This window comes from Asticcacaulis sp. AC460, assembly GCF_000495795.1.
In the GTDB taxonomy this organism is placed as follows: domain Bacteria; phylum Pseudomonadota; class Alphaproteobacteria; order Caulobacterales; family Caulobacteraceae; genus Asticcacaulis.
On sequence record NZ_AWGD01000002.1, the window covers coordinates 40,488 to 64,902 of the forward strand.

Consider the following 24,415-nt stretch of genomic DNA (forward strand, 5'->3'; position numbering starts at 1 on the left):
CGTCCCCTACAGAGGTCACCCTGATGCTGGATCGTCGCCATGTCCTGATTGCCGGAGCCGCGGCCGCAGCCCTCCCGGCGCACGCCATGGACAGCGACCTGATCTACGCCAATCCGCTCAGCAAGCCCTCCGACATCGCCAACTGGAAGATGGAAGGCGAGGCCTCGGTCGACTTCGACACGGGCAGGATGCGCCTGAAAAACAAGCTTGCCCCCGACCAGGGCCAGGCGTCCAACTTCGTCTTCTGGAACCCCAAAGTCTTCGAAGGCGACGTCGCCATCACCTGGAAATTCCGCCCTCTAGTCGAGCCTGGCCTGGCCATCCTGTTCTTCGCCGCCGGCGGAGTCGATGGCCAACACATTCTCGCCCCTTCGCTCAAACCGCGCGCCGGCATCTACGACCAGTATACCCAGTCCGATGTGGCCGCGCTCCAGATCGCCTATTTCCGCCGCCGCTGGCCGGAAGAGCGCGCCTTCCACGTCAGCAACCTGCGCCGGGCGCCGGGCTTCGAACTGCTGGCCCAGGGCGCCGATCCCTTGCCCGACATTGCCGACATGACGCGCGAGCCCTACCGGATGAAACTCGTCAAAACCACAGCCGGCGTGATTTTCAGCATCAACGACCTGACCGTCCTCACCTGGGCGGACGACAGCAAAAAGCCCACGCCGCGCAAGGGCAGCGTGGGCTTTCGACAGATGGCGCCGCTGGAAGCGGTCTATTCCGATCTCGAGGTTCGCCGCCTTATTGGGCCGGCGTAGCCGGCTCAACCGGGGTCGGGGCGGGTTCCGTCGCCGGAACGGTCTGGGCCGGCGGATTGGTGGTGCTGTCCGGAACCGACGGAGTCGGTACCTGCTCGATCACCGTGCGGTCGGTGGTGTTGCTGGTGGTCGAGGTTGTGGTGGTGACCGGGTTGTTCATGAAATAGACGGCGCCGATGATCAGCGCTGCCAGGACGACCAGGGCCAGCACGATGATCGCCGTGCTGTTGCCGTTTTCGGTCGAGTTGTTGTAGCCAGTGGTAGCCATGATGCGTACTCCTTGACGCGATAGTGACGGGAGAAGGGTAGGCAAGGACGTGCAAAATCGCGCTACCCGTTTGGGCGCCCTGGCGTAAGGCAATGATCAAGCGGAAAAGTTAGCGGGTACGCAGGGCTAGCCTCGCCGAATAACCTGGTTTGACAAATTCCCTGCCCGCTATAGTTTCCAATCCTGGTTATTCATTGGGTTTTCTGGGGAGTGGTATGTCACATCACGAAAGCAATGCGCGCGGTCATGACGGCCGCATGGTCGACCGGATGCTGTTCTTTTCGGACGCGGTCTTCGCCATCGTCCTGACCATCATGGTGCTGGAGCTGCACGCACCGGTGGTCGAGGCCGTGGGCGCGGAGCGCGAGACCAGCGCGGAACTGTGGAACGGGATCGCCCATCTGGGGAGGGTTCTTTTCGCCTATGCGGTCAGCTTCGCCCTGGTCGGCATGTGGTGGTCGATCCACATGCGGGTGACGCGCCAACTGAAGGAATTCGACTGGCCCTCTGCGATTATGAACCTGCTGTTCCTGTTTACTGTGTCGGTGGCGCCGTTCGCAGCCTCGGTCCTTGGTGAGAATGTCCGACTGGGCGCGGCGTGGCAGATCTATTGGGGCGTCAATGCGGCCTCGTCCGTGGCCTTGACTCTGATGATGCTGGTCGTGTCGCGTGGCGGCGGCAAGCTGCTGGTCGCGCCCATGAGTGGACGGGAACTGGTGGCCCGGACGATCCAGGGAATTGGGCCAGGGATCGGGTTTGCTGTTGGTGTCTATCTGGCCGGTCTCGGCGAGATTCGCCTGTCGCAATGGTGCTGGGTGGTGATTCCGCCGATCATGATCATCGCGCGGTTGATCTGGCGGCAGCCGAAGGCAACACAGGAGTAATTTATGGGGCGTGGGGCCTGCGGCCCCACATCTTCTTCTTATCCAATAAAAAAGCCCCGCCCCGAAGAGGGGCGAGGGCTCTTTTTATTGGAAAGGAAAGGCGAGGGGGCGCAGACCCCTCGACCCCATAAGTTTATTCCTGCGTGACTTCACCTGCGCCGGAGATATCCGTGCTCAGGCTCGCCGGCTTGGTCTTCAGCGTGACATTGCCCATTCCCGACACGTCCACCGACACCTTGCCGGTCGCCGCGATATCGGCATCCCCGGCGCCGCTGATGCTGATGTCCGCATCCCCGGCCTTCAGCGACTCCAGGTTGGCGTCGCCATTGCCGGAAATATCCAGCTCCAGAGCGGCCGTCTTGCCGAACACCTCGGCCTCACCGGCGCCCGAAATCCGCAGGTCCAGCTTCGGCTGGTCATAGCCATGGATCGTCAGGTCGCCGACCCCGGCCACTTCGAATTGCTTCACCGACGGCGCCGTGATCGTCACCCGGACCGAATCGTCACCACCGTCGACATCAAGGCCGTGCTCATTCAGCTTCAGGCTGATGGTCTTGACCACCCCCGGGCCGTCCTTCAACCACAGCCGGCCGTTATCCAGCGCCAGCCGGTCCAGCAGCGACTTCGGCCCCGTTGCCGAAACCGACACGGTCGGCCCCTGGGTGTAGACCACCTCGACCGGCGCCGAAATGGTCAGGACCTCGCCGCCGGCCCAGGTGAGAGTGCGCGTCTCGACCGGTTCCGTCTTGACCTCCTGGTCCTTGCGGAAGCCAATGTGGTTGTCGTTCTCGCTGAACGAAATGCTGTAGCCATTGCTGATGTCGTGGCCGGCAATGCTGGCGGCGGCGGTCAGACAGACCAGGGCGATGGCGGTGCCGAAGCCCGTGATAAGTAAAAGCGTGCGGATCATGATCAATTCCTCCCAATCCGAAATCAGTTTTCGAGCGCGGGCTTGAGCACCCGATAATGCAGGCGGCCGTACCAGATCAGGCCATTGACCAGCCAGACGCTGAGAACAGCGGTGAAGGCGCCTAGCGCCGCGGCGCCGGACATGATGCCGACCCCGCCCAGCATGGCGGCAGCCACCCCGCCGGGCAGCGGCGTAAACGGTCCGGCGGCAAACAGGACGCCACCGGCGATGAAGATGCCGATCGCGGCGGTAAACACCCCGATCAGCGCCCCCACGACCCCACCCAGGATGGGCAGCAGAACCAGGATATCAAGAGCGCCTAACCCGATGATTCCCAGAACCGCCCCCGCAGCCGCGGACGGAGTTTTCGCAGATTCCCAGTTCTTCATGCCGGCCTCGGCCTTCAGCTCGCGGGCCAGGCGGCCCGGATCGCCTAAGGCGGCGGCCACCTCGGCCTCGCTGCGGCCGGCGGCGGCGGCATCGGCAAAGTGCGCCTCATAATCGGCGACAATGTCGGCTATGGCTTCGGCTTTCAGGCCGATAAGGCCCGCCCGCAGCCGTTCGATGAATTGCTCTTTCGTCATTCTATTCAGGCCTCCTGAGGGGCAATCGGCTGCGGGTCCAACAGGGCGTCGACGGCGTCGGTGAACCCGCGCCATTCCGCACTTTGGTCTTCCAGCGCCCGGTGTCCGGCCTTGGTCAGCCGGTAATATTTGCGCGACGGACCGGCGGTGCTTTCGACCAGATAGGTCTCGACCAGGCCGTCCGTCTGCATGCGCCGCATCAGCGGGTAGATCGTGCCCTCGCCCATGCCGATGGCATCGGACAGACGCGAAGCAATCTCATAGGCGTAGCTTTCGCCCCGTGCCAGCACCGCCAGCACGCACAGGCCCAGCACGCCTTTCTTCATTTGAATGTCTATGGTTTCAGGCATTGGCCCTCCATCCGTTATAGCCGGGAACATCCCCGGCGTTGATGGGTGTATAAAACAAGCTACCTTTTAACGCAAGGTACTATCACATTAAAAGATAGTAAGCTTTGATAGGTAGCTTGCACCACAAGGAACTCTGGCTTTTTGACGCGCGTTGAGGCATGAGGAAGCCTATGAAAACTCTGGTGGAAATGAAGTTCGGCTCGCACCTGTACGGCACGGCGACACCGCAATCGGACCTGGACATCAAGGCCGTCTACCTGCCCGATGCGCGCGATATCCTGCTGCAGAGGGTCAGGCCGTCGGTTAATATCGTCCGCGAAAAGGCACGCGGCGAAAAGAACACGTCGGACGATACCGACTTCGAAGCCTACAGCCCGGCCAAGTTCCTCGACCTGCTGGCCGACGGCCAGACCGTGGCGCTGGACATGCTGTTCGCGCCTGACGATATGCTGCTGTCGCCGCCCGATCCGGTTTGGGCGGAGATCAAAGCCCTGGCGCCGCACCTGTTCAGCCGCAAAACCACGGCCTTCGTCAGCTACTGCCGCCAGCAGGCGCGCAAATACGGCGTCAAGGGTGCGCGTCTCGCCGCCGTGCGCCTGGCGCTGGACGGACTGAAAACCATCGAAGAGACCTACGGCGCCAACGCCAAGCTGGGCACGGCAGAAGCCGAAATCCGCGCCCTGGCCGCCGCCCATGACCTGCTCGACATCGTCGTCCTGCCACATGCCGACGGCAGTCCGGCCACCTATTTCGACATCGCCGGCAAGAAGGCGATCTTCTCGGCCTCGATCAAGGGCGCGCGAACCCTGGCCCAGACCCTGTTCGATGAGTTCGGCGCCCGCACCCGCGCCGCCGAGGACAATCAGGGCGTCGACTGGAAAGCCATGACCCACGCCGTGCGCATCGCAGACCAGGCGATCGAGTTCCTCGATACCCGCCACATCACCTTCCCGCGGCCGAATGCGGCCCACCTGCTGGCGATCAAATGCGGCGAGATCCCTTACGCCGTTGTGGCCGAAGAGATCGAAACCCTGCTGACCGACGTCGAAGCGGCGGCCCTGCGCACCGATCTTCCGGAAAGCGCCGATGCCGGCCGGGCCGACGATTTCGTGGCGGCGCTGTATCGCCGGGTGGTGATGGCATGATCGTCCCTTCCCACGTGACCGCCGAGGCGCGAGCCTATATCCGCCAGAGGCTGGCCGAACTGGAAGCCGAGCGGCAGGTGCGCATCCTGTTCGCCATCGAATCCGGCAGCCGGGCCTGGGGCTTTCCCTCGGCTGATAGCGACTATGACATCCGCTTCGTCTATGCCCGCACCCAGGCACAATACCTGTCCGTGCGCGACTATCGCGACGTTATCGAAACACCGCTCGTCGAAGATGAAACCCTGGGCGTGCCGTTCGACCTCAACGGCTGGGACCTGCGCAAGGCCCTGCGGCTGGCCATCAATTCCAATCCCATCCTGCACGAATGGCTGGTTTCGCCCATCCTCTACGCCGGCGACGACGCCTTGCGCGAAGATATCCGCTGGTTCGTGAAGGCCACCGCCGATCCGGCGGCCTACGCCTACCATTACGACCGGCTGGCGCGCGGCGCGTGGGAACAGATCGGCGACGAAGACAGCGTTAAAATCAAGCGCTACTGCTACGTCCTGCGTCCCGTCCTGATGCTGCTGTGGCTGCGGGATCGCGAGGACCTGCCGCCGATGGATGTGGCGTCGCTGTGCGCCGGCCTGAACCTGACGGACGAGCGTCCCGCCATGGCGCAGCTCTTCGCGCTGAAACATGCGGCGGGCGAGCAGGACCGCCTGCCGCGCCAGCCGGTTCTTGACGCACTGATCACCCGGGTCCTGGCCAACAAGCCACCCCGCCCACCCCAGACCGACCGTTTCGATACCCGCACCGTCGAAATGGCCGACGGCCTCTTTCACCGGCTGCTCTCTTAGGCAAACCTTTGCTGCGTTAACCAAATCCTGTCGTATATCTGTAACGGTCCACGCGGACTGTACCCATGGTAGCGCAACCATGATAAGCAGTTGAATTGACGAAAAGCCGACTTCGCGCGATGGTCTGGAAAAACAGACAAAGTAACGGGAGTGGATTCAGATGGGTTTTCTGGCAGTCGACAGAAAAATCGCGACCATACCTCAGGAAGTTATCGCGCGCGCTAATGCGAAACTGATGGATGCGCATCTGGCCGATTATGACGCCCTGGCGGCGCGTCTGGTCCGCGTCAATATCGACATCGAAGACCTGGTCGAAAAGCTGATGGCCTTTTCCGTCGGCCTGCCATCGTGGGGTATGGTGTCGGGCGGTACGCGGTATGCCCGCTTCCCCCTGCCCGGCGAACCCACCAATGTCTTCGAAAAGGTCGAGGACTGCTCCGTCGTCAATCAGCTCGCCGGCCTGACCCCGCGGGTGTCCCTGCACTTTCCGTGGGACAAGTGCGACGACTACGAAGCCCTGCGCCAGTATACCCAGACGCTCGGCATCGGCTTCGACGCCATCAATTCCAACACCTTCCAGGACCAGACCGGCCAGAAGCGGTCCTACAAGTTTGGCTCCCTGTCGCATTCGCAACTGGCGACGCGGCAACAGGCGATCGAACATAACCTGGAATGCCTCGATATAGGCAAGAAGCTAGGCTCCAAGGCGCTGACCGTGTGGATCGGCGACGGCTCCAACTTCCCGGGCCAGGTCGAATTCACCGACACGCTGGAGCGCTATCTCGAAAGCCTGCGCACGGTCTATGGCCAGCTACCGGACGACTGGCGGCTGCTGATCGAGCACAAGATGTACGAGCCGGCCTTCTATTCGACGGTCATCCAGGACTGGGGCACCTCGATCCTGTGCGCCCAAGCCCTGGGCGACAAGGCGCAGTGCCTGGTCGACCTGGGCCACCACGCGCCCAACGTCAATATCGAGATGATCGTGGCCCGCCTGTCGCAGTTCGGCAAGCTGGGTGGCTTCCACTTCAACGATTCCAAGTATGGCGACGACGACCTGGATTCGGGCTCGATCAATCCATTCCAGCTCTTCCTGGTGTTCAACGAACTGGTCTCGGCCGAAAAGCGCGCAGAACGTACCGGTACGCGGTTTACCCCGTCCTATATGATGGACCAGACCCACAACGTCACCGACCCGATCGAGAGCCTGCTGAACTCAGCGCGGGCGATCGCCGGCGCCTATGTCAAGGCGCTGATCGTCGACCGCGACGCCATGCGCGCCTATCAGGAAGACAATGACGTCATCATGGCACACAACTGCCTGCGCCTGGCGTTTGAAAGCGATGTCCGCGCGGCCTTGGCCATGGCGCGGGTGCGGATGGGCGGGGCGATCGACCCGATCGCCGCCTATCGCGAAAGCGGTTACCGCGCCCACAAGGCCGACACCCGCAAGGCGCGCACCGAACTGGCCGGCGGGATCGTTTAAAGCTTCTGTGCCTGGGGGTGATGTTCCATCCCATACAGTTCGCGCAGCTTCGTCTTCAGGATCTTGCCGGTCGCGGTGTGCGGGATCTCATCGACCACGATGTAGTCCTCCGGGATCCACCATTTGGCGACATGGGGTTCGATCACCTTACGCAACTCAGACCCCGTGATGGTTTTGCCCGGGTGCAGGGCCAGGATATAGCGCGGCCGTTCGCTCCACTTTGAGTCCATACGCGCGATCACCGCCGCCTCGCGCACGCTGGGGTGCTGCAGCGCCAAATTCTCCAGCTCGATCGAACTGATCCATTCGCCCCCGGTCTTGATGACGTCCTTGGACCGGTCGACGATGTTCATGAAGCCGTCGCCGTCGATCGTGGCGATGTCGCCGGTGCGGAACCAGCCGTCGGCCGTGAACTGGTCGCTTTCGGCATTATTGAAATAGGCCGAGATGATCCACGGTCCGCGCACCTCCAGCTCGCCACGCGCCACGCCGTCCCACGGCAGGCCCTTGCCGTCCGGACCGGTGATGCGCATCTCGATGCCGAAGGGCGCCCTGCCCTGCTTCAGCATCAGCTTCATCCGGTCGTCGGCGTCCAGGGTCTCCTGTTTCGACGACAGGACACTGACCGAACCCAGGGGTGAGGTTTCCGTCATGCCCCAGGCATGGACAGCCAAGGCCTTGTGGGCAGCGAAGCGTTCGATCAGGGTCTGAGGACAGGCCGCGCCGCCGACGACCACGCGGCGCAGCGGCGCCACGGACTGACCCGCCTGGTCGCAGTGGTTCAGCAGGTTCATCCAGATGGTCGGCACGCCCGCCGAGATGGTCACCCCTTCGCCGCGGATGATCTCCAGCAGCCCCGGTCCGTCCAGCCGCGGTCCCGGCAGGACCAGCCGCGCCCCGACCAGGGCGGCGGCATAGGGCACGCCCCAGGCATTGACGTGGAACATCGGCACCACCGGCAGGACGGTTTCTTCCGGCGTGAAGCCGAACAGGCCCGGCTGGTTGAGGCCCATGGCATGCAAGACGGTCGAGCGGTGCGAATAGAGCACGCCCTTCGGGTTGCCCGTCGTCCCCGAGGTGTAGCACAGGCCGGCCGCCGTGCGTTCGTCGAACTGCGGCCAGTCGAAATGGTCGGGCTCATTGGCAATCAGATCTTCGTAGCACAGGGCGCGCTGCAGGATATTGCCCGGCATCTGGTCGCGGCTGCCCATCACCACCACGCCCTTGACCGACGGCAGGTTGAGGATCATCGCCTCGACCAGGGGCGCGAAGCACGGATCGGTGAAGATGTACTGGTCTTTCGCGTCATTGACGATGAATTCGATCTGTTCGCGGAACAGGCGCGGATTGACCGTGTGGCAGACGAAACCGGCGCCGGGCGCGGCATAATAGAGCTCGAAATGGCGGTAATTGTTCCAGGCCAGGGTGGCGATCCGGTCGCCCGGCTGCAGACCCAGCCTTTTCAGTGCGTGGGCCAGTTTTGCCGCCCGCCGCCCGGCATCGGCATAGGTGTACCGGTGCAGGCTCGAATCCTCGTTGCGGGAAACGATCTCCTTATGGGCATGATACTTGGCGGCATAGTCGAGTACGGCGGAAATGAGCAGAGGCCCATCCATCATCAATCCGAGCACGGCGTTTCCCTTTGGTCATTTTATCTTGTTGGGTCGAGCCTAACAAAACTTGACGCGAAGGGAAAGATAATTGTGCGTGAACGTCAGGTGCCGGCGCGCCGCCGGGGTTTCTTCGGCGCCGATTCCGGCCCCGATCCGGGTTGCTCTTCCTTCTTGCTGACGTCCTCGCCTTTGTAGAAACGCATGACCAGGGTGTAGAGCACGACCGTCAGCGGCATGGCGTAGAGGATGCCGACCGGCCCCAGCAGGCCCGCGAAACCAACCACGGCGAACAGGGTCAGGACCATCGGCACCGACGAGATGCGGTTCTGCACCGCCGGCGTGATCAGGTTGCTCTCCAGCTGCGACACACCGACATAGAGCACCAGGGCGTAGAGGAACTTGTCGAGACCCGCGGCGCTGGCCAGCAGCAGGCCGGGACCGGCCGAGATCACCGGACCGACGATGGGAACGAACTGGGCCAGGCCAGACATCATGCCCAGCGCCAGGGCCGACGGCACACCCATGACCCACAGGCCGACGCCGGTCATGACGCCAACGACGATCATCGAGATGAACTGGCCCAGGAACCACAGCTGCAGCGCCTTGCCGGCGATGTTCAGCGAATCCTTGACGCGCGGCTTGTAGCTTTCCGGGGAGAGGAAGACGATGCCGTCGCGGTACATGGCCGGGTGAATGGCCAGCAGGATGCCAGCGATCAGGGCGACGAGGAAATTGGCCACGCCCGACAGGAGATTGCCGGCGAGTTGCGGAATCTTGGAGGCGACACCGCCCGCCTGGTCACCCAGGGCATCGATCTGGGCCTGGACCTCGTCATTGAGACCTGCGGCTTCGAGGCGGGTCTGGAGTTCGGCCCACGCGACCGGCAGTTGTTTCGACAGGATCTGGACCTGGGCGACGATATCGCGGCCGAACAGATAGAAGGTGGTGAAGACCACGCCGACGACCAGAAGGACCGCGGCCAGAACGGCCAGGGGCGCATTGAGCTTGAAGACATTCATCAAAGGCTCGGCGATGCCGCGCAGCACCACGGCGATCACGATGGCGCCGAAGATTAGGACCCAAAGGTTCATCAGGTGATAGGCCAGCAAGGTCGCCGCCACCGCCAGGATGACAAAGCCCACCCTCTGCATGAACCCGCGTGTCAGACCGTCATTTGTCATACTCACCACCTCATCCCGACTCGATCAGGCCTCACGACTCCACAGCGCGTCTCAACTTGCAAGCCGTAAGTGACATTCAACCCGAAGATGCGGTTGACAAGGCCCGCGCCCCGTGTTCATGATTTGTCCACAACAGCAAGGGTGGATGGTAATGTTGCACAAGGCGGGAGTGGCGGTCGTAGTCGGATTGATGATGACGGCTCCGTCATGGGCTGCTGACGGCCCGTTCGGTATCGCCATGGGGACCAGGCTCGAGGATCTCGCCCTTTCACCGAAAGAGCCAATTAGCGGCGATAACCCCGTACAAACCTACGGCGTTATACCGCCGATACCCAATGACCAATTTTCCGACTATCATGTCGAACTTACGGAAAAAGCGGGAGTCTGCGTCATCACCGCTTTTGGACATAAGCAATTGAATGATTTGGACGGCGCCAGGGTCAGCGCCGTTTTCACGACGTTGAAGACCGCTCTCAGCCGGAAGTACGGCCCGTCCACGGATACCCTTGAGGGTCTGAACGATGGCGCCGTGCTCACCGGACATGACCAGTTTGCCGCCTCGCTGAGCAAGTACCAGCGTCATTTGTCAAGCGGTTGGGACAGCATCGACCCAGCATCACAGATCGAAAGCATCGCTTTGATCGCCGGATCACCAAAAGGCCGGGACACATATATCATCCTGAACTATCAGATGAAAAACTTCAGTCAGTGCCTGGATGAATCCGTTCCCGACGCCGGCGATAAGGGGTTATGATTATCATCGCCTTCCGTGGCCTGGTTCCTTGCACCACATAGAGAACGAGGGGAGCTGAAGTGTTAAAACAGTTATTGTTCGCGATGGCGGTCGGATGTCTGGTTACAACGCCGGCTTTTGCCGGTGCTTTTGGCATCGAGATGGGGACGCCGCTCAGTCAATTGAAAGACCCGGACCTGATGAACGGGTCCGGCCCCGTCAAGACCTATTACGTCACGGCGCCCCAGCCCAATTCGGAATTCGAAAGATATGTCGTCACCCTGACGACGCAGACGGGCGTATGTTCCGTCGTCGGGTTCGGCCGGCTCTACGATAATGACAGATACGGAAACGCCGTTCGTCCCCCCTACGAACGACTGAAGTCGGTTTTGACCACGAAGTATGGTCCCCCCGTTTCGGACCAGTACGCTTTGCTCCCTGACGCCCTGTGGAACAAGGACAGCGATTTTGCAGCATCGATTTACCGGAAAGAACGCGTCGTGGCCGTCGGATGGCGGCTTGACGAAAGGCCGGGAAATATGAATTCGGTCACCATGATGATCAGTTCCAATGCCGACGACACCACGAGCGTGACGATCGCCTATGGCTTCAAGAACTACGATAAGTGCAACCAGATAGCCGAGCAGAGCGATAATAGCGGCCTTTAATGTGAGGAAGAACAGGATGTACAAGGCACTTATGATAGCGGCTGCGACCATTCTGATGAGCGCCAACGCCGCACTGGCCGGGCCCTTCGGCATCGAGATGGGTACGCGGCTTAAGGATCTTCAGGTCCAGCAGGTGATCGGGGTCTCCGGTCTGGTTAAGGAGGCGCTGGTCACAGTTCCACAACCCGACCCGGAGTTTGAGCTCTATATGGTTAGCGTCTCGGAGACGGCCGGGGTTTGCAATATTCTCGCAGTAGGCGTGACCTATAAGGACGATCACGACGGACAGAAGGTCATGGCGGCCTTCGACAGGCTTTCCCGGGCCCTGGCAGAAACATACGGCATGCCTATGGACAGCCAGAACGAGCTCAAAGCCGGTGCGGTCTGGAAGGATGACGCCGACTTCGCCGCCTCGGTTCTTCACGAAGAGCGGGACGTCTACATGATGTGGCTCGGCAGCCGCAAACCTGGTGCGGAAAATATCCTGAACATCATGCTGGCCGTCCAGGCCTCCAGCGAGTCAGAGACCCAACTGGTGCTGAAGTATGACTTCAAAAATGCCCCCAAAGCCTGCCGCTAACCGGCGGGAACATCTACAGAAAGCTTTCCAATATTCATTTTTCCGCAACGGTGATTAGCAGGCAAGGTGATGATCAGGATCCGCGTTTGGATGATTGTGGCATGCCTGACAGTGGGCACTCCAGCCTTTGCCGCAGATAGTGTCTTTGGTGTAAAAATGGGAACACCGCTAAAGAAGCTGACGGTCGTCGAGGTTTTCGACGACTCCGGCCCGGTCAAATCCTACGATGTCCGGGTTCCGGCGCCGAGTGCGCGACGGACTTGGCCGCCTCGTCCTCGTTCAGGACCATTGTATCGCTAGCGATCTCCATAAGGGTCAGGACCAGGCTGGTGACAACATCCTGAGATTGTTCTTGACTTTAGCTGGATCTTTTGTTCACTTTTTGTCCTGCGCATAGGGAGGGTTTTGGGATTATGCGGAAAGTTATCTTGGCAGCCGCCACTGCGACCAGCGTGTTGCTGGCAGCGACGGCCGCTTTCGCGGGACCATTCGGGATAAAGATGGGCGCTCAGGTCAAAGATCTGAAAGTCGTTGAGAAGCACGATATGAGCGCCCCCTGGGAGGCCTACAGCATATCTGTTCCCCAGCCCAACTCAGAATTCGAAAGCTATATGATCGTCCTTACGCCGCAAACCGGTGTCTGCAAGGTTCTTGCAATAGGAAAAACTTATGAAGACGACCGCTACGGCACTTCCGTTCGATCGGCCTACGACAAATTGAAGTCCGCGCTCAGCCAAAAATATGGACAACCCAAAGACTACGATTTTCTGTCCAGTGGTGCTCTCTGGAAGGACAGTGAAGATTTTGCCGCCTCACTCGACAAGAACGAAAGGACATTAGCTTCGTTTTGGTCAGTTCCGCTCGACGCTTCAAATGAGATTGCCGACATCCAGCTGTCAGCAGAGGGCGCCAGTCTGTCAGATACCTATATTAGTTTGTCTTACGAGTTGCGTAATTTCGACCAGTGCGTAAAACTGAAAGACAGCACCGACAATAACGGATTATAACCCGTCAGCGCCGATTCCCCGGATACCGAGGCGAGGGTTAGACTTCCGCCCGCCTTACCTTCTCGACCGTGCGTTCGACCAGATCGGCCAGCAGCTTGGCGGCATCCGGCCGGGCGACGGACTTGGCGGCCTTGGCGCGCATAGGCAGCAAGGCGGCGCCTTCGATCATCGTCCGGATCTCTTCGGCCAGGCGCTCGACCGTGGCCTCGTCCTCCGGGATGACGATGGCGGCCTTGGCCTCCTTCAGCACTTCGGCATTGTAGGTCTGGTGATTGTCGGCCGCGATCTTCAATGGGATAAGGATCGCCGGTTTGCCGGCCACCGCCAGTTCGCACACGGTCGAAGCCCCCGACCGGCCGATGACAATATGGGCCCGGCCCAGGCGTTCGGCCATGTTGGAGAAGAAGGGCGAGACCTCGGCATGGATCTCGGCGTTCTGGTAAAGCTTCACGGCGGCCTCGGCCTGTTCAGCCCGCGCCTGCTGTTCGACCTGGAGATTGATGCGGATCGAGATCGGCAATGACGCCAGGGCCTGAGGCACCCGTTCCGACAGGATTTTGGCGCCCTGGGAACCGCCGGTCACCAGGATGCGGATCGTCTTTTCGACGGCGGGATAGGGCTCTTCGTACAGAGCCTGGATGTCCGGCCGGACGGGATTGCCGACCACCTGGACCTTGCCTTCCAGTTCCTCCGGCGCCATGCGCAGCACCGGGAAGGCGCAGGCCACGGCGTCGACCTTCTTGACCAGTTGCCGGTTGGAGCGGCCCAGTACGGAATTCTGTTCGTGGATCAGGGTGACGTCCTTGCGCCCCAGCGCCGCCAGCAGCGCCGGATAGGACGGATAGCCGCCAAAGCCGATGACCGCCCAGGGTTTCAGCCGCGCGAACGCCTTGCGCGCCTGCATCGTGCCCATGGCGATCTTGATGGCGGCGCGGGCCATGCCGATCGGGTCGCCGGCCTTGAACGTGGCAGCTTCCAGCGACAGCCGTTCGATGGCCGGGAATTTTTCGGCATAGGCGGCGCCGCGGGCATCCGAGGCCAGCACCACCTGCCAGCCGCGCGCGATCAGTTCGCGCGCCAGCGCTTCGGCCGGGAACATGTGCCCGCCGGTACCGCCGGCGGCCACCACGGCCAGCGGTGTTTCGGAAAAGGACGAGGCCTTGCGGCGGGGTTTGGGGGCTTTGGCCACTTTGTGTCTCGCGAAACGGGTACGGCGATCTTGTAGCCGTGAATCGCGGCCCGCCGCAATCGGTCGGCGGTTATTTCAGCGGCAGGACCACGGTTCCCGACACTGCATCGGTAACGCCGCCATTGTCCAGGGTTTCCAGGGTGTCGCGGAAGGAATCCAGCGTGGCGATCATCTGCGGCCGGGCGCCGGCCATGGCGTCCATGCTATCCCATTCGGCAATGATGCAGTAGGTGCCCTCACCGGTCTTGATCATATTGGCGTGGCGCAGCCCCGGCCAGTCGGCGACGGTGGTACGATGGGCGTCGAGGAAGTCGTCCTCGCGGCCCGGCTTGACCTTGAAACGGACGGCATTGAAGGCAGTCATGGCGATATCCTCCCACAGATAACAGCGTCATCTTACGCCGCTATCGGAGTCGAGTCACCATTTCGTCGGATCGTCCTGCGGAATCTCTTCCTGGCGTTTGCGCGTCAGGGCCAGGATGAAGCCGAGGGTCAGCCCCATAGCCAGCATCGAGGACCCCCCGTATGAAATAAACGGCAGGGTCATGCCCTTGGGTGGGATCAGGCCCAGATTGACGCTGACATTGATTAGCACCTGTGTCCCCAGCATGATGTACAGGCCCGAGGTCGCGATCTGGCGGAAGGGATCCTGCATGGCCATGGATTTGAGCAGGCCGCGCACAATCAAAAAGCCGAAAATGCCGATCAGGATCAGGGTCAGCCACAGGCCGTATTCCTCGCCGACCACCGAATAGATGAAGTCGGTATGCAGGTCGGGGATACGCTTCTTCATGATGCCTTCGTTGAGGCCCTCGCCCCACAGGCCGCCATTGGCGATGGCCGCCTTGGCGCTGTTGACCTGGTAGCCGCTGTCGGCGTCAGGATTGAAGAAGCCCAGCAGGCGGTTACGAAAATGCGGCTGGATGAAGAACAGCCCGACCAGGCCGGTGCCCGCCGTGGCCAGCATGCCAATGATCCAGCGGAACGGCACACCGGAGATAAAGAAACAGGCACCGAAGACGCAGGTGATCAGGATCGACTGGCCGACATCGGGCTGGATCAGCAGCAGGCCGATGGCGACGGCATAGAGGAAGAAGGCAACGGTAACGCCGGGAACGCCCTTGCCCTTCTGGCCTTCGGAGAACATCCAGGCGATCAGCACGATCAGTGCCGGCTTGAGGAATTCCGACGGCTGTAACGCGATCGGCCCCAAGTTCAGCCAGCGCGTGCCGCCCTTGGCCTCGTGACCGATGACCGGCAGCAGCGCCATGATGCAGATGGCGCCGGCATAGACCAGCACGCTGACCCGTTTGACGCCCTTCAGCGACAGCATCGACACGGTGATCATTCCGGCCGCGGTCAGGATGGCAAAGAGAAAATGCCGTTTTGTGTAATAGAAGGCGTCGTAGGGGTCGGTATGGGGGGCTGCGACCGGGCTGGACGAAAACGAGAAGAAAAAGCCCAGCATCAGCAGGATCAGGACCAGAGCCAAGGTGACGCGGTCCAGCGTCCACCACCACATGGCGGTCGGCGAACGGTCAGTCCGGGTAAAGGGGTGGGCATAGGCCTGGGTCATAACGCAACCTGAGTACACGAACAGCCAAGGGTCAGGATTCAACCCATCACGGTTAATATTGCCTTAACCCGGCGGCGCGGCGGTAACGGAAAAGCAACCCGCTACCGGGCGATACTTGCCAAACCGCCGGTTCCGCTTAAAGTCGGACGAAATTCGGGAGGCTGGCATGAAGATATGGACCGCTGCACTGTTCGCCCTGGCCCTGGTGACCCCGGCCGTCGCCGATACACCCGTCGAAATCGCCGATCCCTTCTTCGGCTCCGAAGGCGGCGGCAATACCGTGCCGGGTGCGGCCGTGCCGTTCGGCTTCGTCAATTTCAGCCCCGACACCACCCAGGGCGATACCAACGGCTATGACGGCTGGTCGCCGGTGACGGGTTTTGCCTACACCCATGTGTCGGGCACGGGTGGCAATTCCAAGTACGGCAATTTCCGCGTCACGCCGACGACAGGCCCGGTCAATCCCCGGAACCTGGCCTATCAACGCCATGACGAACAGGCCTCCCCGGGTCTTTACACCGTGCTGTTGGGCAACCGGCCGGAAGACCAGATCAAGGTCGAGTTGACCGCCACACGGATGAGCGGCTTCCAGAAACTGACCTTCCCGAAGGACAGACAGGGCAACATCCTGATCGATGTGACCTCGTCGGTGCAGTTGATGGGCGGTGGACCGCACGCCACGGGCGGCCATGTCGAGGTCAATGACGACGGCTCGATTTCAGGCTGGGCATCGTTTCGCGGCGGCTGGAACGCCAATCCTTACAAGTTATATTTCCATGCCGTGGTCGACCGCAAGCCGGCTGCCGTCGGTATCTGGACGGCCAGTCAAGGCCAGTCGGCGCTGTTTCCAGGCGTGGGCGTGAAGGACGGCGGCGACCAAGACAAGGACCGTTCGCAGCGCCTGGGGGCTTATCTGAGTTTCGACACGGCGTCGGATACCGATGTCCAGATGAAACTGGCCGTCTCCTTTGTCAGCATCGAAAAGGCGAAATACAATCTCGACGAAGCACCGGGGTGGAACTTCGAACTGATCCATCATTCCGCGCGCGCGGCCTGGGCCAGTGCCATGGCGAAGATCGAAGTCACCGGCGGCACGGACGCCCAGCGCGAGGTCTTCTATTCCGCCCTCTACCGCAGCCACTCGATGCCGCATGACGTCTCGGGTGACAATGTCTGGTGGAGCTCGGACGAGCCGCATTACGAGGACTATTACGCCATCTGGGACACCTTCCGGACCATGCATCCGTTGATGACCCTGATCCAGCCCGACCGCCAGCGCGGCATGGTGCGGTCGCTGCTGGATACCTACAAGCACACCGGCTGGCTGCCCGATGCGCGTACCGCCGGCGGCAACGGCCTGACCCAGGGCGGATCGAACGGCGACGTCCTGTTGGCCGACGCCATTGTCAAGGATCTCGGCGGGTTCGATGTCAACCTGGCCTATGAGGCGATCAAAAAGGACGCCGAGGTCGAAAGCCCCGACCCGATGAATGTCGGCCGGGTTCTGGCCGACTACGACCGGCTGGGCTACATGCCGCTGAGCGAGGCGCGGTCGGGATCGCGCACGGTGGAATATGCCTATAACGACTACGTCGCAGGCGTGGTGGCGCAGAAGCTGGGCCACAAGGCCGATGCCGCCAAGTATCTGAAGCGGGCCGGCAACTGGCGCAACCTGTGGGATTCCGACCTGCAGTGTATCCGGCCACGTTATGCCGACGGGGCGTGGCTGGAGAACTACCGCTGCGACTACACCTATCCCGACAAGACCGCCGGCTGGTGGGATCATCCCTTCTATGAGGGTTCGGGCTGGCAGTATTCGACCTATGTCCCGCATGACGTCAAAGGCCTGATCGAGGTCAATGGCGGCGAGGCCGGGTTTGTCGCCTGGCTGGACCGGTTCTTCGACGGCCATCACTACGACCAGGGCAATGAGCCGGATATCCTGGCGTCCTTCCTCTACATTCACGCCGGCCGCCCCGACCGGACGGCGGAGCGCGTGCGGGCGATCATGTCCGGGCGCTATAAGACCGGCACGCGCGGCCTGCCCGGTAATGACGATTCCGGCGCCATGTCGTCGTGGTATGTGTGGAATGCCATCGGGCTCTATCCCAATGCCGGCCAGCCCTTCTACTATATCGGCTCGCCGGTGTTCGAAAGCGCCGCGATCCAGTTGGAGGGCGGCAAGACCTTTACTGTGGTGGCCAAGGGGACGTCGGCAACGAACCTCTATGTCGTCGGCGCAAAACTGAACGGCAAGCCGATCGACCGCGCCTGGCTGACCCACAAGGAAATCGTCAAGGGCGGGACGCTGGAGTTGGAGATGGCGGACGAGCCGGGTGCCTGGGCGACGAAATTTGCAGCACCTTAACCCTTTTCATTGCAGCTAACACGTGGCAGCTTGCGGGCTTCAACTTCAGGAGGCGGCGCATGCGGATGGTGAAATGGTTGATACTGGCGACAGCGCTTGTGGCCCCGTTTGCCGGCCCCGCGGGCGCCCAGACCCTGTGGCGTGAAGCCGTACGCGGCGACAGCATGGCTGCGACCCAGAAGAAGTTCCCTGCCGCCAAGGTCGGACCATCCAACCCGGAGAAGAAAGTTACCATTCTGGACCTGTCAGGAATAGACGTTGAAAGTTATCCGTCCGAGGCACGCTTCTTTTTCAAAGACGGCGCTCTTTACAGCATTTTTTTGAATATCGAAGCGAAACCGTCGATGGCGGTCAACGAGGTTCGGTCTCAGCTCCTGAAAGGGGTGCTCACATCGCAATACGGTCAGCCAACGGAATGCGGCGACATCAGCCCCTATCCGGACGTCAGCGTGCTTTACAAATGCAAATGGATAGCTGACAACCTGCTAGTCATGCTGACCTGGTCGCAAAGCCACAACGAAAATTCAGCCAATACACCCTATATTACAATCGGTTATGAACCCCGATCTTAAGCTCCGATATCCTGCACGCCGGCGACGGCCACCGACTTGGCGATCTCATTGACCGCATCGCGGAAGGCATCGCCGCGGGCTTCGAAATCGGTGAACTGGTCGAAACTGGCGCAGGCCGGCGAGAACAGCACAATCTCTTCTTTCCCCGACTTCTCCGCCTCGGCATAGGCCTGGGCGGTGGCCGTGAACAGCAGCCGCGACTGGGTGCACGGTGCCGCCTTGCCGATCGTCTTTTCGAACAGCTCCGCCGCTTCGCCGATCAGGAAGGCGTGCTTGATGCGCGGATAGAGGTCGCGCAGTTCGTCGATGCCGCCGGCCTTGGCCTTACCGCCGGCGATCCAGTAGAATTTGTCGAAGCTCGACATCGCCTGGCGCGCGGCATCGGCATTGGTCGCCTTGGAATCGTTGATGAAGCGGACCTTGCCGATACGGCCGATCTCCTGCATGCGGTGGGCCAGGCCCGGGAAGGAGCGCATGCCGGCGGCGATCTGCTCATTGGTCAGCCCCAGCGCCTTGCAGGCCGCAAAGGCCGCGGCGCCGTTCTGCCAGTTGTGGCGGCCGGTCAGGGTGCGCACCGACTTCAGGTCGATGATATGCCGCGCGCGCTCACCGGTCGCGTCATACAGTTCACCGTTCAGCGCATAGACACCATCGCCGACCACGCGGCGCGACGAGATGGCGACCAGCTTGACCGGATGGCTGACCCGCATCTGTGAAATCAGGTCGGCCGTATAGTCGTCATCGGCGCCGATGACGGCCGTCTGGCCCTTGTCCTGGTTCATGAAGATACGCTTCTTGGCGGCGATATAGCCGTCCATGCCACCGTGCCGGTCCAGATGGTCCGGCGACAGGTTCATCAGGATGGACACATCGGGCTTGAAGGTCAGCGAAAGGTCCAGTTGGTAGGACGAGGTTTCGATGACATAGACGGCGCCCGGCTGCATCTCTTCGAGGTCCAGCACGCCGATACCGATATTGCCGCCGACATGCACGTTCTTGCCCGCCGACTTCAGGATATGGCCGATCAGCGCCGTGGTCGTCGACTTGCCGTTGGTGCCGGTGATGGCCACGGTCTTGGGGCGGTTGCGCGCCGGGAACCGCGCCAGAGTGCGCGCGAACAGCTCGATATCGCCCAGCACCTGGACGCCGGCAGCCTTGGCTGCCTTCACCGTCCAGTGCGGCTCCGGATGGGTCAGTGGCACCCCCGGCGACAACATCAGGGCATCGAACTCGGCCCAGTCGGCTTTCTTCAGGTCCTCGACCGTGAAGCCCTCCTTCATGGCCGCCGCGGTAGAAGCCACCTTGTCGTCCCACAGCACGGGCTCGGCGCCGCCGGCTTTCAGCGCCCGCGCTGCCGACAGGCCCGACCGGCCCAGGCCGAAAATGGCGACACGCTTGCCTTCAAAACCTTTGACGGGGATCACGGCGATAGCTCCGGATTATCTGATTTTCAGGGTGGCCAGGCCGACCATGGCCAGCATGGCGGCGACGATCCAGAAGCGGATGACCACGGTCGATTCCGCCCAGCCCAGCTTTTCGAAATGGTGGTGGATCGGCGCCATCAGGAAGACCCGCTTCTTGGTCAGCTTGAAATAGCCGATCTGGATCATGACCGACAGGGCTTCCATGACGAACAGCCCGCCGATGATGGCCAGGACGATCTCGTGCTTGATAGCCACGGCGGCAGCGCCCAGGCCGCCGCCCAGGGCCAGCGAACCCGTGTCACCCATGAAGATCTTGGCCGGCGGCGCATTGTACCACAGGAAACCCATGCCGCCGCCGATGATGGCGGCGCAGATCACCGCCACTTCGCCGGCGCCCGGCACGAAATGGATGATCAGGTAGTTGGAGAAGTTGTAGTTGCCGACGAGGTAGGCGATCAGGGCAAAGGCGCCGGCGGCGATCATCACCGGCACGATGGCCAATCCGTCCAGACCGTCCGTCATGTTGACGGCATTGGACGCGCCGACGATGACAAAAGCGCCCCAGGCCAGGTAGAACAGGCCCAGATTGAACATGAAGTTCTTGGCGATCGGGAAGGTCAGGGTGGTGTTCAGGCCCGGCAGGGCGTCGGGATGCTGGGGCGCCAGATAGACCAGGGCGGCGACGGCCGCGACGGCGATCAGCCCCTGGACGATCAGCTTTTGCGGGCCCGACAGGCCGGCCGAGGTCTGTTTGGTCACCTTGGCATAGTCGTCGATGAAGCCCAGCAGGCCGTAAGCCATGGTCACGCCAAACACCACCCAGGCGGCGACAGAATGCAGGTCGACCCACAGCAGGGTGCCGACGGCGATGCCGGCCAGGATCATCAGTCCGCCCATGGTGGGCGTGCCCTTCTTGGTCAGCAGGTGGCTTTGCGGGCCGTCCTCACGGATCGGCTGACCCTTGCCCTGTTTGGCGCGCATCCAGCGGATAAAGCGTGAGCCCATGGCGACGGCCACGATCATGGCCGTGATCATGGCCAGGAAGATGCGCACCGTCTGATATTTCATCAGATTGATCAGCGGCCAGTGCTCGCCCGATGCCGTGACGTGCTCATACAGGAAATAAAACATTCAACGCCTTTGTGAACGCCGTCTAAGAGCGGCTTGTTGCGACTCACTTTCCCCGGGTGCGCCGTTTGACACCCCTTATCGCACAGGGGCCTTGGGCTCAAGCACGGCGTGAGGGAAGCGGCTCACATATGTGGGAAACGCCCTACCCCGCCAGTAATGCCCTCGCGATCAGGCCGGCTTTCGACCCGTTGGAGCCCTTCAACATGACCACATCGCCGGCCTGTAACCCGTCGGTGACCGCCGGCAGCAGATCGGCCGCCGTCGCCGCATAGCCGCCTTTCAAGCCGCTTGGCAGGGCATCCCACAGGTTCTGCATCAGCGGCCCGGCGAGATAGACCCTGTCGACACCCGACGCCACCACAGCTTCGGCCAAGCCCGCATGCTGGGCGGCTTCGTCAACGCCCAGTTCCAGCATGTCGGTCAGCACCGCCACCTTGCGGCCGGCAGTCTCGCGCTGGCCCAGGCTGGCCAGGGTCGCCGTCATCGACACCGGATTGGCGTTGTAGCTTTCGTCGATAATGGTCAGTTCGCCGCCCTTGAACGGCTTGGTGATCACCCGGCCGCGTCCTTCCAGCGTGGCGAAGGATTCCAGCGCCAGCAGGGAGGTGTCGAGGTCGACGTCCAGCGCCTCCAGCATCAGCAGGGCGGCCAGGGCATTGACCGCCTGGTGACGGCCGGTGTGGGACAGGCTGAAGACGATATCGCGGCCATGGAAACGCGCGGCGACCGAGGCGCGGTCGCCATTGACGCGGTGTTCGATCAGTTGCGCGTCGACGCCACCGCTTTCGCCAAAGGCCGCGACCAGGGCGCCGGAACCGCGTGCCTTCGTGCTCAGATACTCGAACCAGCGGTTGTCGGCATTGAGAATGGCCAGGCCGCCCGGGACCAGGCCGTCGAAGATTTCGGCCTTGGCGGCAGCGACACCGGCCTCGCCATCCGGGAAGTTTTCGGTATGGACGGCGCCGACCGTGGTGATGACCACGGCATGCGGCGCGACGAACTCGGACAGCGGCGTGATTTCATCGGCATGGTTCATGCCGATCTCGAACACGGCGCGCTGGGTATCGGCCGGCATCCGGGCCAGGGTCAGGGGCACGCCGATATGGTTGTTGAAGCTCTTGATCGCCGAGTGGGCGCGGCCGGCCTGTTGCAGGCCCTGCATGACCATCTGAGTGACACTGGTCTTTCCGACGCTGCCGGTGACGGCGCCACGGCGGGCATCGGGCGCGCGGTTGCGGGCGAAGACAGCGATGTCTTCCAGGGCCTTTTGCACGTCGGGCACCAGCAGGCAGGCGCCACCATCGATCGGCCGGCGGGTGACAGCCAGGACCGCGCCGGCTTGAAACGCTTGGGGCACGAAGTCGTGGCCGTCGCGTGCGCCTTGCAGCGCGAGGAAGACGTCGCCGGCTTCTAGGCCGCGGCTGTCGAAATTGATGCCATTGGCCTCGGTGATGCCACCGACGCCGGTCAGGGTGCCGCCCGTGGCCTTGGCCAGTTCGTCAAAGGTCCATAGCGGGCGAGTCATGAGCATCTCCATCAGAGGGGTTGCCATTAAGCCCGCCCGCCGTGTGAAGGCAAGATGGTTTAGGCCATGTAGAAGACGGACTTCAGCGGCGTTACGACCGGCGAGTTGTCCGGATTGGAGTCCATGATATCGGCCATATGCGCCCACCACCGTTTCATCACCGGGTGGTTGGGCAGGTCGTCCATGGTGTGGTTTTCGGTACGTTTGAGCACGCCGAACAGGGTCAGGCTCTTTTCGTCCAGGAAGATCGAATAGTCGGAAACGCCGGTTTCGTGCAGCAGGTCCGACAACTCCGGCCAGATCTCGTCGTGGCGCTTCAGGTACTCGGCTTCGAAGCCGGGCTTGAGCTGCATGGTGAAGGCGATGGTTTCCAAGATAAATCTCCAATCGTTGACACCACTCCCTTCCTCTCCTCCCTACGAAGTGGGGAGGGGGACCGCGGAGCGGTGGAGGGGTATCTTACTTACTTCACCGGCACAGGCTCAGCCGCCTGTTTCGGTTGTTCCGGTGTGCGCATCAGCGGCCAGTCGCCGGCGCCAATTTCGAAGTCTTTCGGAGCGGGTGCGCAGTCCGGCGCATCGATCACCAACCCCAGATCCAGCGTCTTCAGTTCACCCGCCGCCAGACAGGCAATCGCCCAGGCGCCATAAGCGTTATGATGGGTCTTGTCCTGGCCGCGATTGCCGAAGGCCAGGGCCGATCGCTCCGACCCAAGCGTTTCATAAAACGACGTCGACAAAGCCGTCAGATCGATCACCGGCACGCCCAGCTTTTGCGCCGTGTCGCGCACAGCCGCGTCATAACCTTCGTGCGTATTTCTGATCTTGCCGTTCTCAAAGAACCGCCGCGCCACCGGCGTCACCAGCACAGGCTGCGCGCCGCGTTGCCGCACCTCGGCGACAAACGCCGCCAGGTACGCGCCATAGGCGCCGTCCGCGCCGAGATAGGTCCGCGGCCACTGCTTCTTTTCGTCGTTATGGCCGAACTGGATGATGACGATATCGCCGGCGCGGGTTTCGCTCAGCAGCTTGTCCCAACGCAGCGAGGTCACGAACGACTTCATGGTCTCGCCGCCACGGGCATGGTTGGCGACGACGACATCGCCACCAACGAAACGCGGCAGCATCTGGCCCCACGACGCGAAGTCCGAACCCGCCTGGTCCGACACCGTGCTGTCGCCGGCCAGCAAAATCCGTCGGACCTGGACCGGCTCAACCTTCAATGCCAGCAGTGCCTTGTCCGGACCCGACGCCGACACCGTCAGCATGTCGTCCCAGTTCCGGCCGTCAGGTTCATCCCCCCTCAAACCAACGCGTGGCGCTTTGGTCGCGTCTTGCTCGGCGGTCGCCATGATCGCGTTGCGCACATTGACGATAAAGCTGACATCACGTGTCTGCCCCGCCGGCACCACCACCGGTCCGGTCACCAGCCGGCGATCCTCAGCCCACAGGGTGGTACGCCCGGCGCCAACCGTGGCCGTGACCCGGTAATCCCCCGGGGCTGCGGCGATCGCAAAGGCGACTTCGTTACCGCCCGCGATTGAGACATATCCCTGCCCTTTTGTCGCGTCATAGGCGAGACGTTCAGTAGAAGACAGGGTAAAGCTTTGCGGCATGGATGTAGTCTGGGCAAGTGCGGTTGACGCCACAAGGGTGAAAACACA

Annotated in this window: 25 protein-coding genes; 11 read left to right on the top strand and 14 right to left on the bottom strand. The window is 61.9% G+C overall.

Features of this window, described 5'->3' with window-relative positions; translation table 11 throughout:
* Window positions 1-23 precede the first annotated feature (23 nt).
* On the top strand, window positions 24-758 hold the full coding sequence (locus ABAC460_RS26220) for a DUF1961 family protein (RefSeq protein ID WP_023451532.1): 735 nt from the start codon (window positions 24-26) through the stop codon (window positions 756-758).
* Here ABAC460_RS26220 and ABAC460_RS26225 read toward each other — a convergent pair.
* Window positions 742-1,026, bottom strand: coding sequence for a hypothetical protein (locus ABAC460_RS26225; protein ID WP_023451533.1), 285 nt, complete (start codon window positions 1,024-1,026; stop codon window positions 742-744). The genes ABAC460_RS26220 and ABAC460_RS26225 overlap by 17 nt on opposite strands.
* A gap of 215 nt (window positions 1,027-1,241) precedes the next feature.
* Here ABAC460_RS26225 and ABAC460_RS26230 point away from each other — a divergent pair, with 215 nt between their 5' ends.
* Window positions 1,242-1,910, top strand: a complete 669-nt coding sequence (locus tag ABAC460_RS26230; protein WP_023451534.1) for a TMEM175 family protein — start codon at window positions 1,242-1,244, stop codon at window positions 1,908-1,910.
* Between the two features lie 133 nt (window positions 1,911-2,043).
* Here ABAC460_RS26230 and ABAC460_RS26235 read toward each other — a convergent pair whose 3' ends face one another.
* The 3 genes from ABAC460_RS26235 to ABAC460_RS26245 are packed head-to-tail and all read right to left on the bottom strand — an operon-like array spanning window position 2,044 to window position 3,754.
* Window positions 2,044-2,820, bottom strand: coding sequence for a GIN domain-containing protein (locus ABAC460_RS26235; RefSeq protein WP_023451535.1), 777 nt, complete (start codon window positions 2,818-2,820; stop codon window positions 2,044-2,046).
* 23 nt (window positions 2,821-2,843) lie between these two features.
* Window positions 2,844-3,404, bottom strand: a complete 561-nt coding sequence (locus ABAC460_RS26240; protein WP_023451536.1) for a DUF1700 domain-containing protein — start codon at window positions 3,402-3,404, stop codon at window positions 2,844-2,846.
* Between the two features lie 5 nt (window positions 3,405-3,409).
* A complete protein-coding gene (locus ABAC460_RS26245) occupies window positions 3,410-3,754 on the bottom strand; it encodes a PadR family transcriptional regulator (RefSeq protein ID WP_031236237.1) in 345 nt (114 codons plus the stop codon).
* 170 nt (window positions 3,755-3,924) lie between these two features.
* Between ABAC460_RS26245 and ABAC460_RS26250 the strand changes: the two genes are divergently transcribed.
* The 3 genes from ABAC460_RS26250 to rhaI all read left to right on the top strand — a co-directional run bounded on the left by ABAC460_RS26250 (window position 3,925) and on the right by rhaI (window position 7,185).
* The gene (locus ABAC460_RS26250) at window positions 3,925-4,899 is read left to right on the top strand and encodes a DNA polymerase beta superfamily protein (protein WP_023451538.1); all 975 of its coding nucleotides are present in this window, start codon (window positions 3,925-3,927) and stop codon (window positions 4,897-4,899) included.
* The gene (locus ABAC460_RS26255) at window positions 4,896-5,699 is read left to right on the top strand and encodes a nucleotidyltransferase domain-containing protein (protein WP_023451539.1); all 804 of its coding nucleotides are present in this window, start codon (window positions 4,896-4,898) and stop codon (window positions 5,697-5,699) included. The genes ABAC460_RS26250 and ABAC460_RS26255 overlap by 4 nt, the downstream gene beginning before the upstream one ends.
* A 160-nt stretch (window positions 5,700-5,859) precedes the next feature.
* A complete protein-coding gene (gene rhaI / locus ABAC460_RS26260; RefSeq protein WP_031236240.1) occupies window positions 5,860-7,185 on the top strand; it encodes an L-rhamnose catabolism isomerase in 1,326 nt (441 codons plus the stop codon).
* On the opposite strand, the gene ABAC460_RS26265 is transcribed toward rhaI, so the two are convergent.
* On the bottom strand, window positions 7,182-8,816 hold the full coding sequence (locus ABAC460_RS26265; RefSeq protein WP_031236241.1) for a long-chain fatty acid--CoA ligase: 1,635 nt from the start codon (window positions 8,814-8,816) through the stop codon (window positions 7,182-7,184). The two genes, rhaI and ABAC460_RS26265, sit on opposite strands and share 4 nt — an antisense overlap.
* An 83-nt stretch (window positions 8,817-8,899) precedes the next feature.
* Complete coding sequence (locus ABAC460_RS26270) at window positions 8,900-9,979, bottom strand: AI-2E family transporter (RefSeq protein WP_023451542.1); 1,080 nt, start codon at window positions 9,977-9,979, stop codon at window positions 8,900-8,902.
* Between the two features lie 151 nt (window positions 9,980-10,130).
* Here ABAC460_RS26270 and ABAC460_RS26275 point away from each other — a divergent pair, with 151 nt between their 5' ends.
* The 4 genes from ABAC460_RS26275 to ABAC460_RS26290 all read left to right on the top strand — a co-directional run bounded on the left by ABAC460_RS26275 (window position 10,131) and on the right by ABAC460_RS26290 (window position 12,967).
* Window positions 10,131-10,733 (top strand): hypothetical protein, encoded by a 603-nt coding sequence (locus tag ABAC460_RS26275; protein ID WP_023451543.1) that lies wholly within the window; start codon window positions 10,131-10,133, stop codon window positions 10,731-10,733.
* Window positions 10,734-10,792: 59 nt separating this feature from the next.
* Window positions 10,793-11,380: a hypothetical protein gene (locus tag ABAC460_RS26280; RefSeq protein WP_155914537.1), complete on the top strand. Its 588-nt coding sequence runs from the start codon at window positions 10,793-10,795 to the stop codon at window positions 11,378-11,380.
* 16 nt (window positions 11,381-11,396) lie between these two features.
* Window positions 11,397-11,960 (top strand): hypothetical protein, encoded by a 564-nt coding sequence (locus ABAC460_RS26285; RefSeq protein WP_023451545.1) that lies wholly within the window; start codon window positions 11,397-11,399, stop codon window positions 11,958-11,960.
* Between the two features lie 428 nt (window positions 11,961-12,388).
* The gene (locus tag ABAC460_RS26290) at window positions 12,389-12,967 is read left to right on the top strand and encodes a hypothetical protein (protein WP_155914538.1); all 579 of its coding nucleotides are present in this window, start codon (window positions 12,389-12,391) and stop codon (window positions 12,965-12,967) included.
* Between the two features lie 37 nt (window positions 12,968-13,004).
* Here the strand turns inward: ABAC460_RS26290 and murG are convergent, their stop codons facing one another.
* From murG to ABAC460_RS26305, 3 genes are all read right to left on the bottom strand, one after another.
* A complete protein-coding gene (gene murG / locus ABAC460_RS26295) occupies window positions 13,005-14,156 on the bottom strand; it encodes an undecaprenyldiphospho-muramoylpentapeptide beta-N-acetylglucosaminyltransferase (RefSeq protein ID WP_023451548.1) in 1,152 nt (383 codons plus the stop codon).
* 70 nt (window positions 14,157-14,226) lie between these two features.
* The gene (locus ABAC460_RS26300; RefSeq protein WP_023451549.1) at window positions 14,227-14,520 is read right to left on the bottom strand and encodes an antibiotic biosynthesis monooxygenase family protein; all 294 of its coding nucleotides are present in this window, start codon (window positions 14,518-14,520) and stop codon (window positions 14,227-14,229) included.
* A gap of 54 nt (window positions 14,521-14,574) precedes the next feature.
* Window positions 14,575-15,732 carry an FtsW/RodA/SpoVE family cell cycle protein gene (locus ABAC460_RS26305; RefSeq protein WP_023451550.1) on the bottom strand — a complete coding sequence of 386 codons (1,158 nt, stop codon included), beginning with the start codon at window positions 15,730-15,732 and terminating at the stop codon, window positions 14,575-14,577.
* Between the two features lie 166 nt (window positions 15,733-15,898).
* Between ABAC460_RS26305 and ABAC460_RS26310 the strand changes: the two genes are divergently transcribed.
* Window positions 15,899-18,100, top strand: coding sequence for a GH92 family glycosyl hydrolase (locus ABAC460_RS26310; protein WP_023451551.1), 2,202 nt, complete (start codon window positions 15,899-15,901; stop codon window positions 18,098-18,100).
* Window positions 18,101-18,159: 59 nt separating this feature from the next.
* Complete coding sequence (locus tag ABAC460_RS26315) at window positions 18,160-18,672, top strand: hypothetical protein (RefSeq protein ID WP_023451552.1); 513 nt, start codon at window positions 18,160-18,162, stop codon at window positions 18,670-18,672.
* Here ABAC460_RS26315 and murD read toward each other — a convergent pair.
* From murD to ABAC460_RS26340, 5 genes are all read right to left on the bottom strand, one after another.
* Window positions 18,669-20,096 (bottom strand): UDP-N-acetylmuramoyl-L-alanine--D-glutamate ligase, encoded by a 1,428-nt coding sequence (gene murD, locus ABAC460_RS26320; RefSeq protein WP_023451553.1) that lies wholly within the window; start codon window positions 20,094-20,096, stop codon window positions 18,669-18,671. The genes ABAC460_RS26315 and murD overlap by 4 nt on opposite strands.
* A gap of 15 nt (window positions 20,097-20,111) precedes the next feature.
* Window positions 20,112-21,227 carry a phospho-N-acetylmuramoyl-pentapeptide-transferase gene (gene mraY, locus ABAC460_RS26325; protein ID WP_023451554.1) on the bottom strand — a complete coding sequence of 372 codons (1,116 nt, stop codon included), beginning with the start codon at window positions 21,225-21,227 and terminating at the stop codon, window positions 20,112-20,114.
* Window positions 21,228-21,369: 142 nt separating this feature from the next.
* Window positions 21,370-22,752, bottom strand: a complete 1,383-nt coding sequence (locus ABAC460_RS26330; protein ID WP_023451555.1) for a UDP-N-acetylmuramoyl-tripeptide--D-alanyl-D-alanine ligase — start codon at window positions 22,750-22,752, stop codon at window positions 21,370-21,372.
* Window positions 22,753-22,811: 59 nt separating this feature from the next.
* Window positions 22,812-23,126 (bottom strand): L-rhamnose mutarotase, encoded by a 315-nt coding sequence (gene rhaM / locus ABAC460_RS26335; RefSeq protein ID WP_023451556.1) that lies wholly within the window; start codon window positions 23,124-23,126, stop codon window positions 22,812-22,814.
* A gap of 89 nt (window positions 23,127-23,215) precedes the next feature.
* Entirely contained in the window at window positions 23,216-24,367 is a 1,152-nt protein-coding gene (locus tag ABAC460_RS26340) for a rhamnogalacturonan acetylesterase (RefSeq protein ID WP_023451557.1), read from the bottom strand.
* Window positions 24,368-24,415 lie beyond the last annotated feature (48 nt).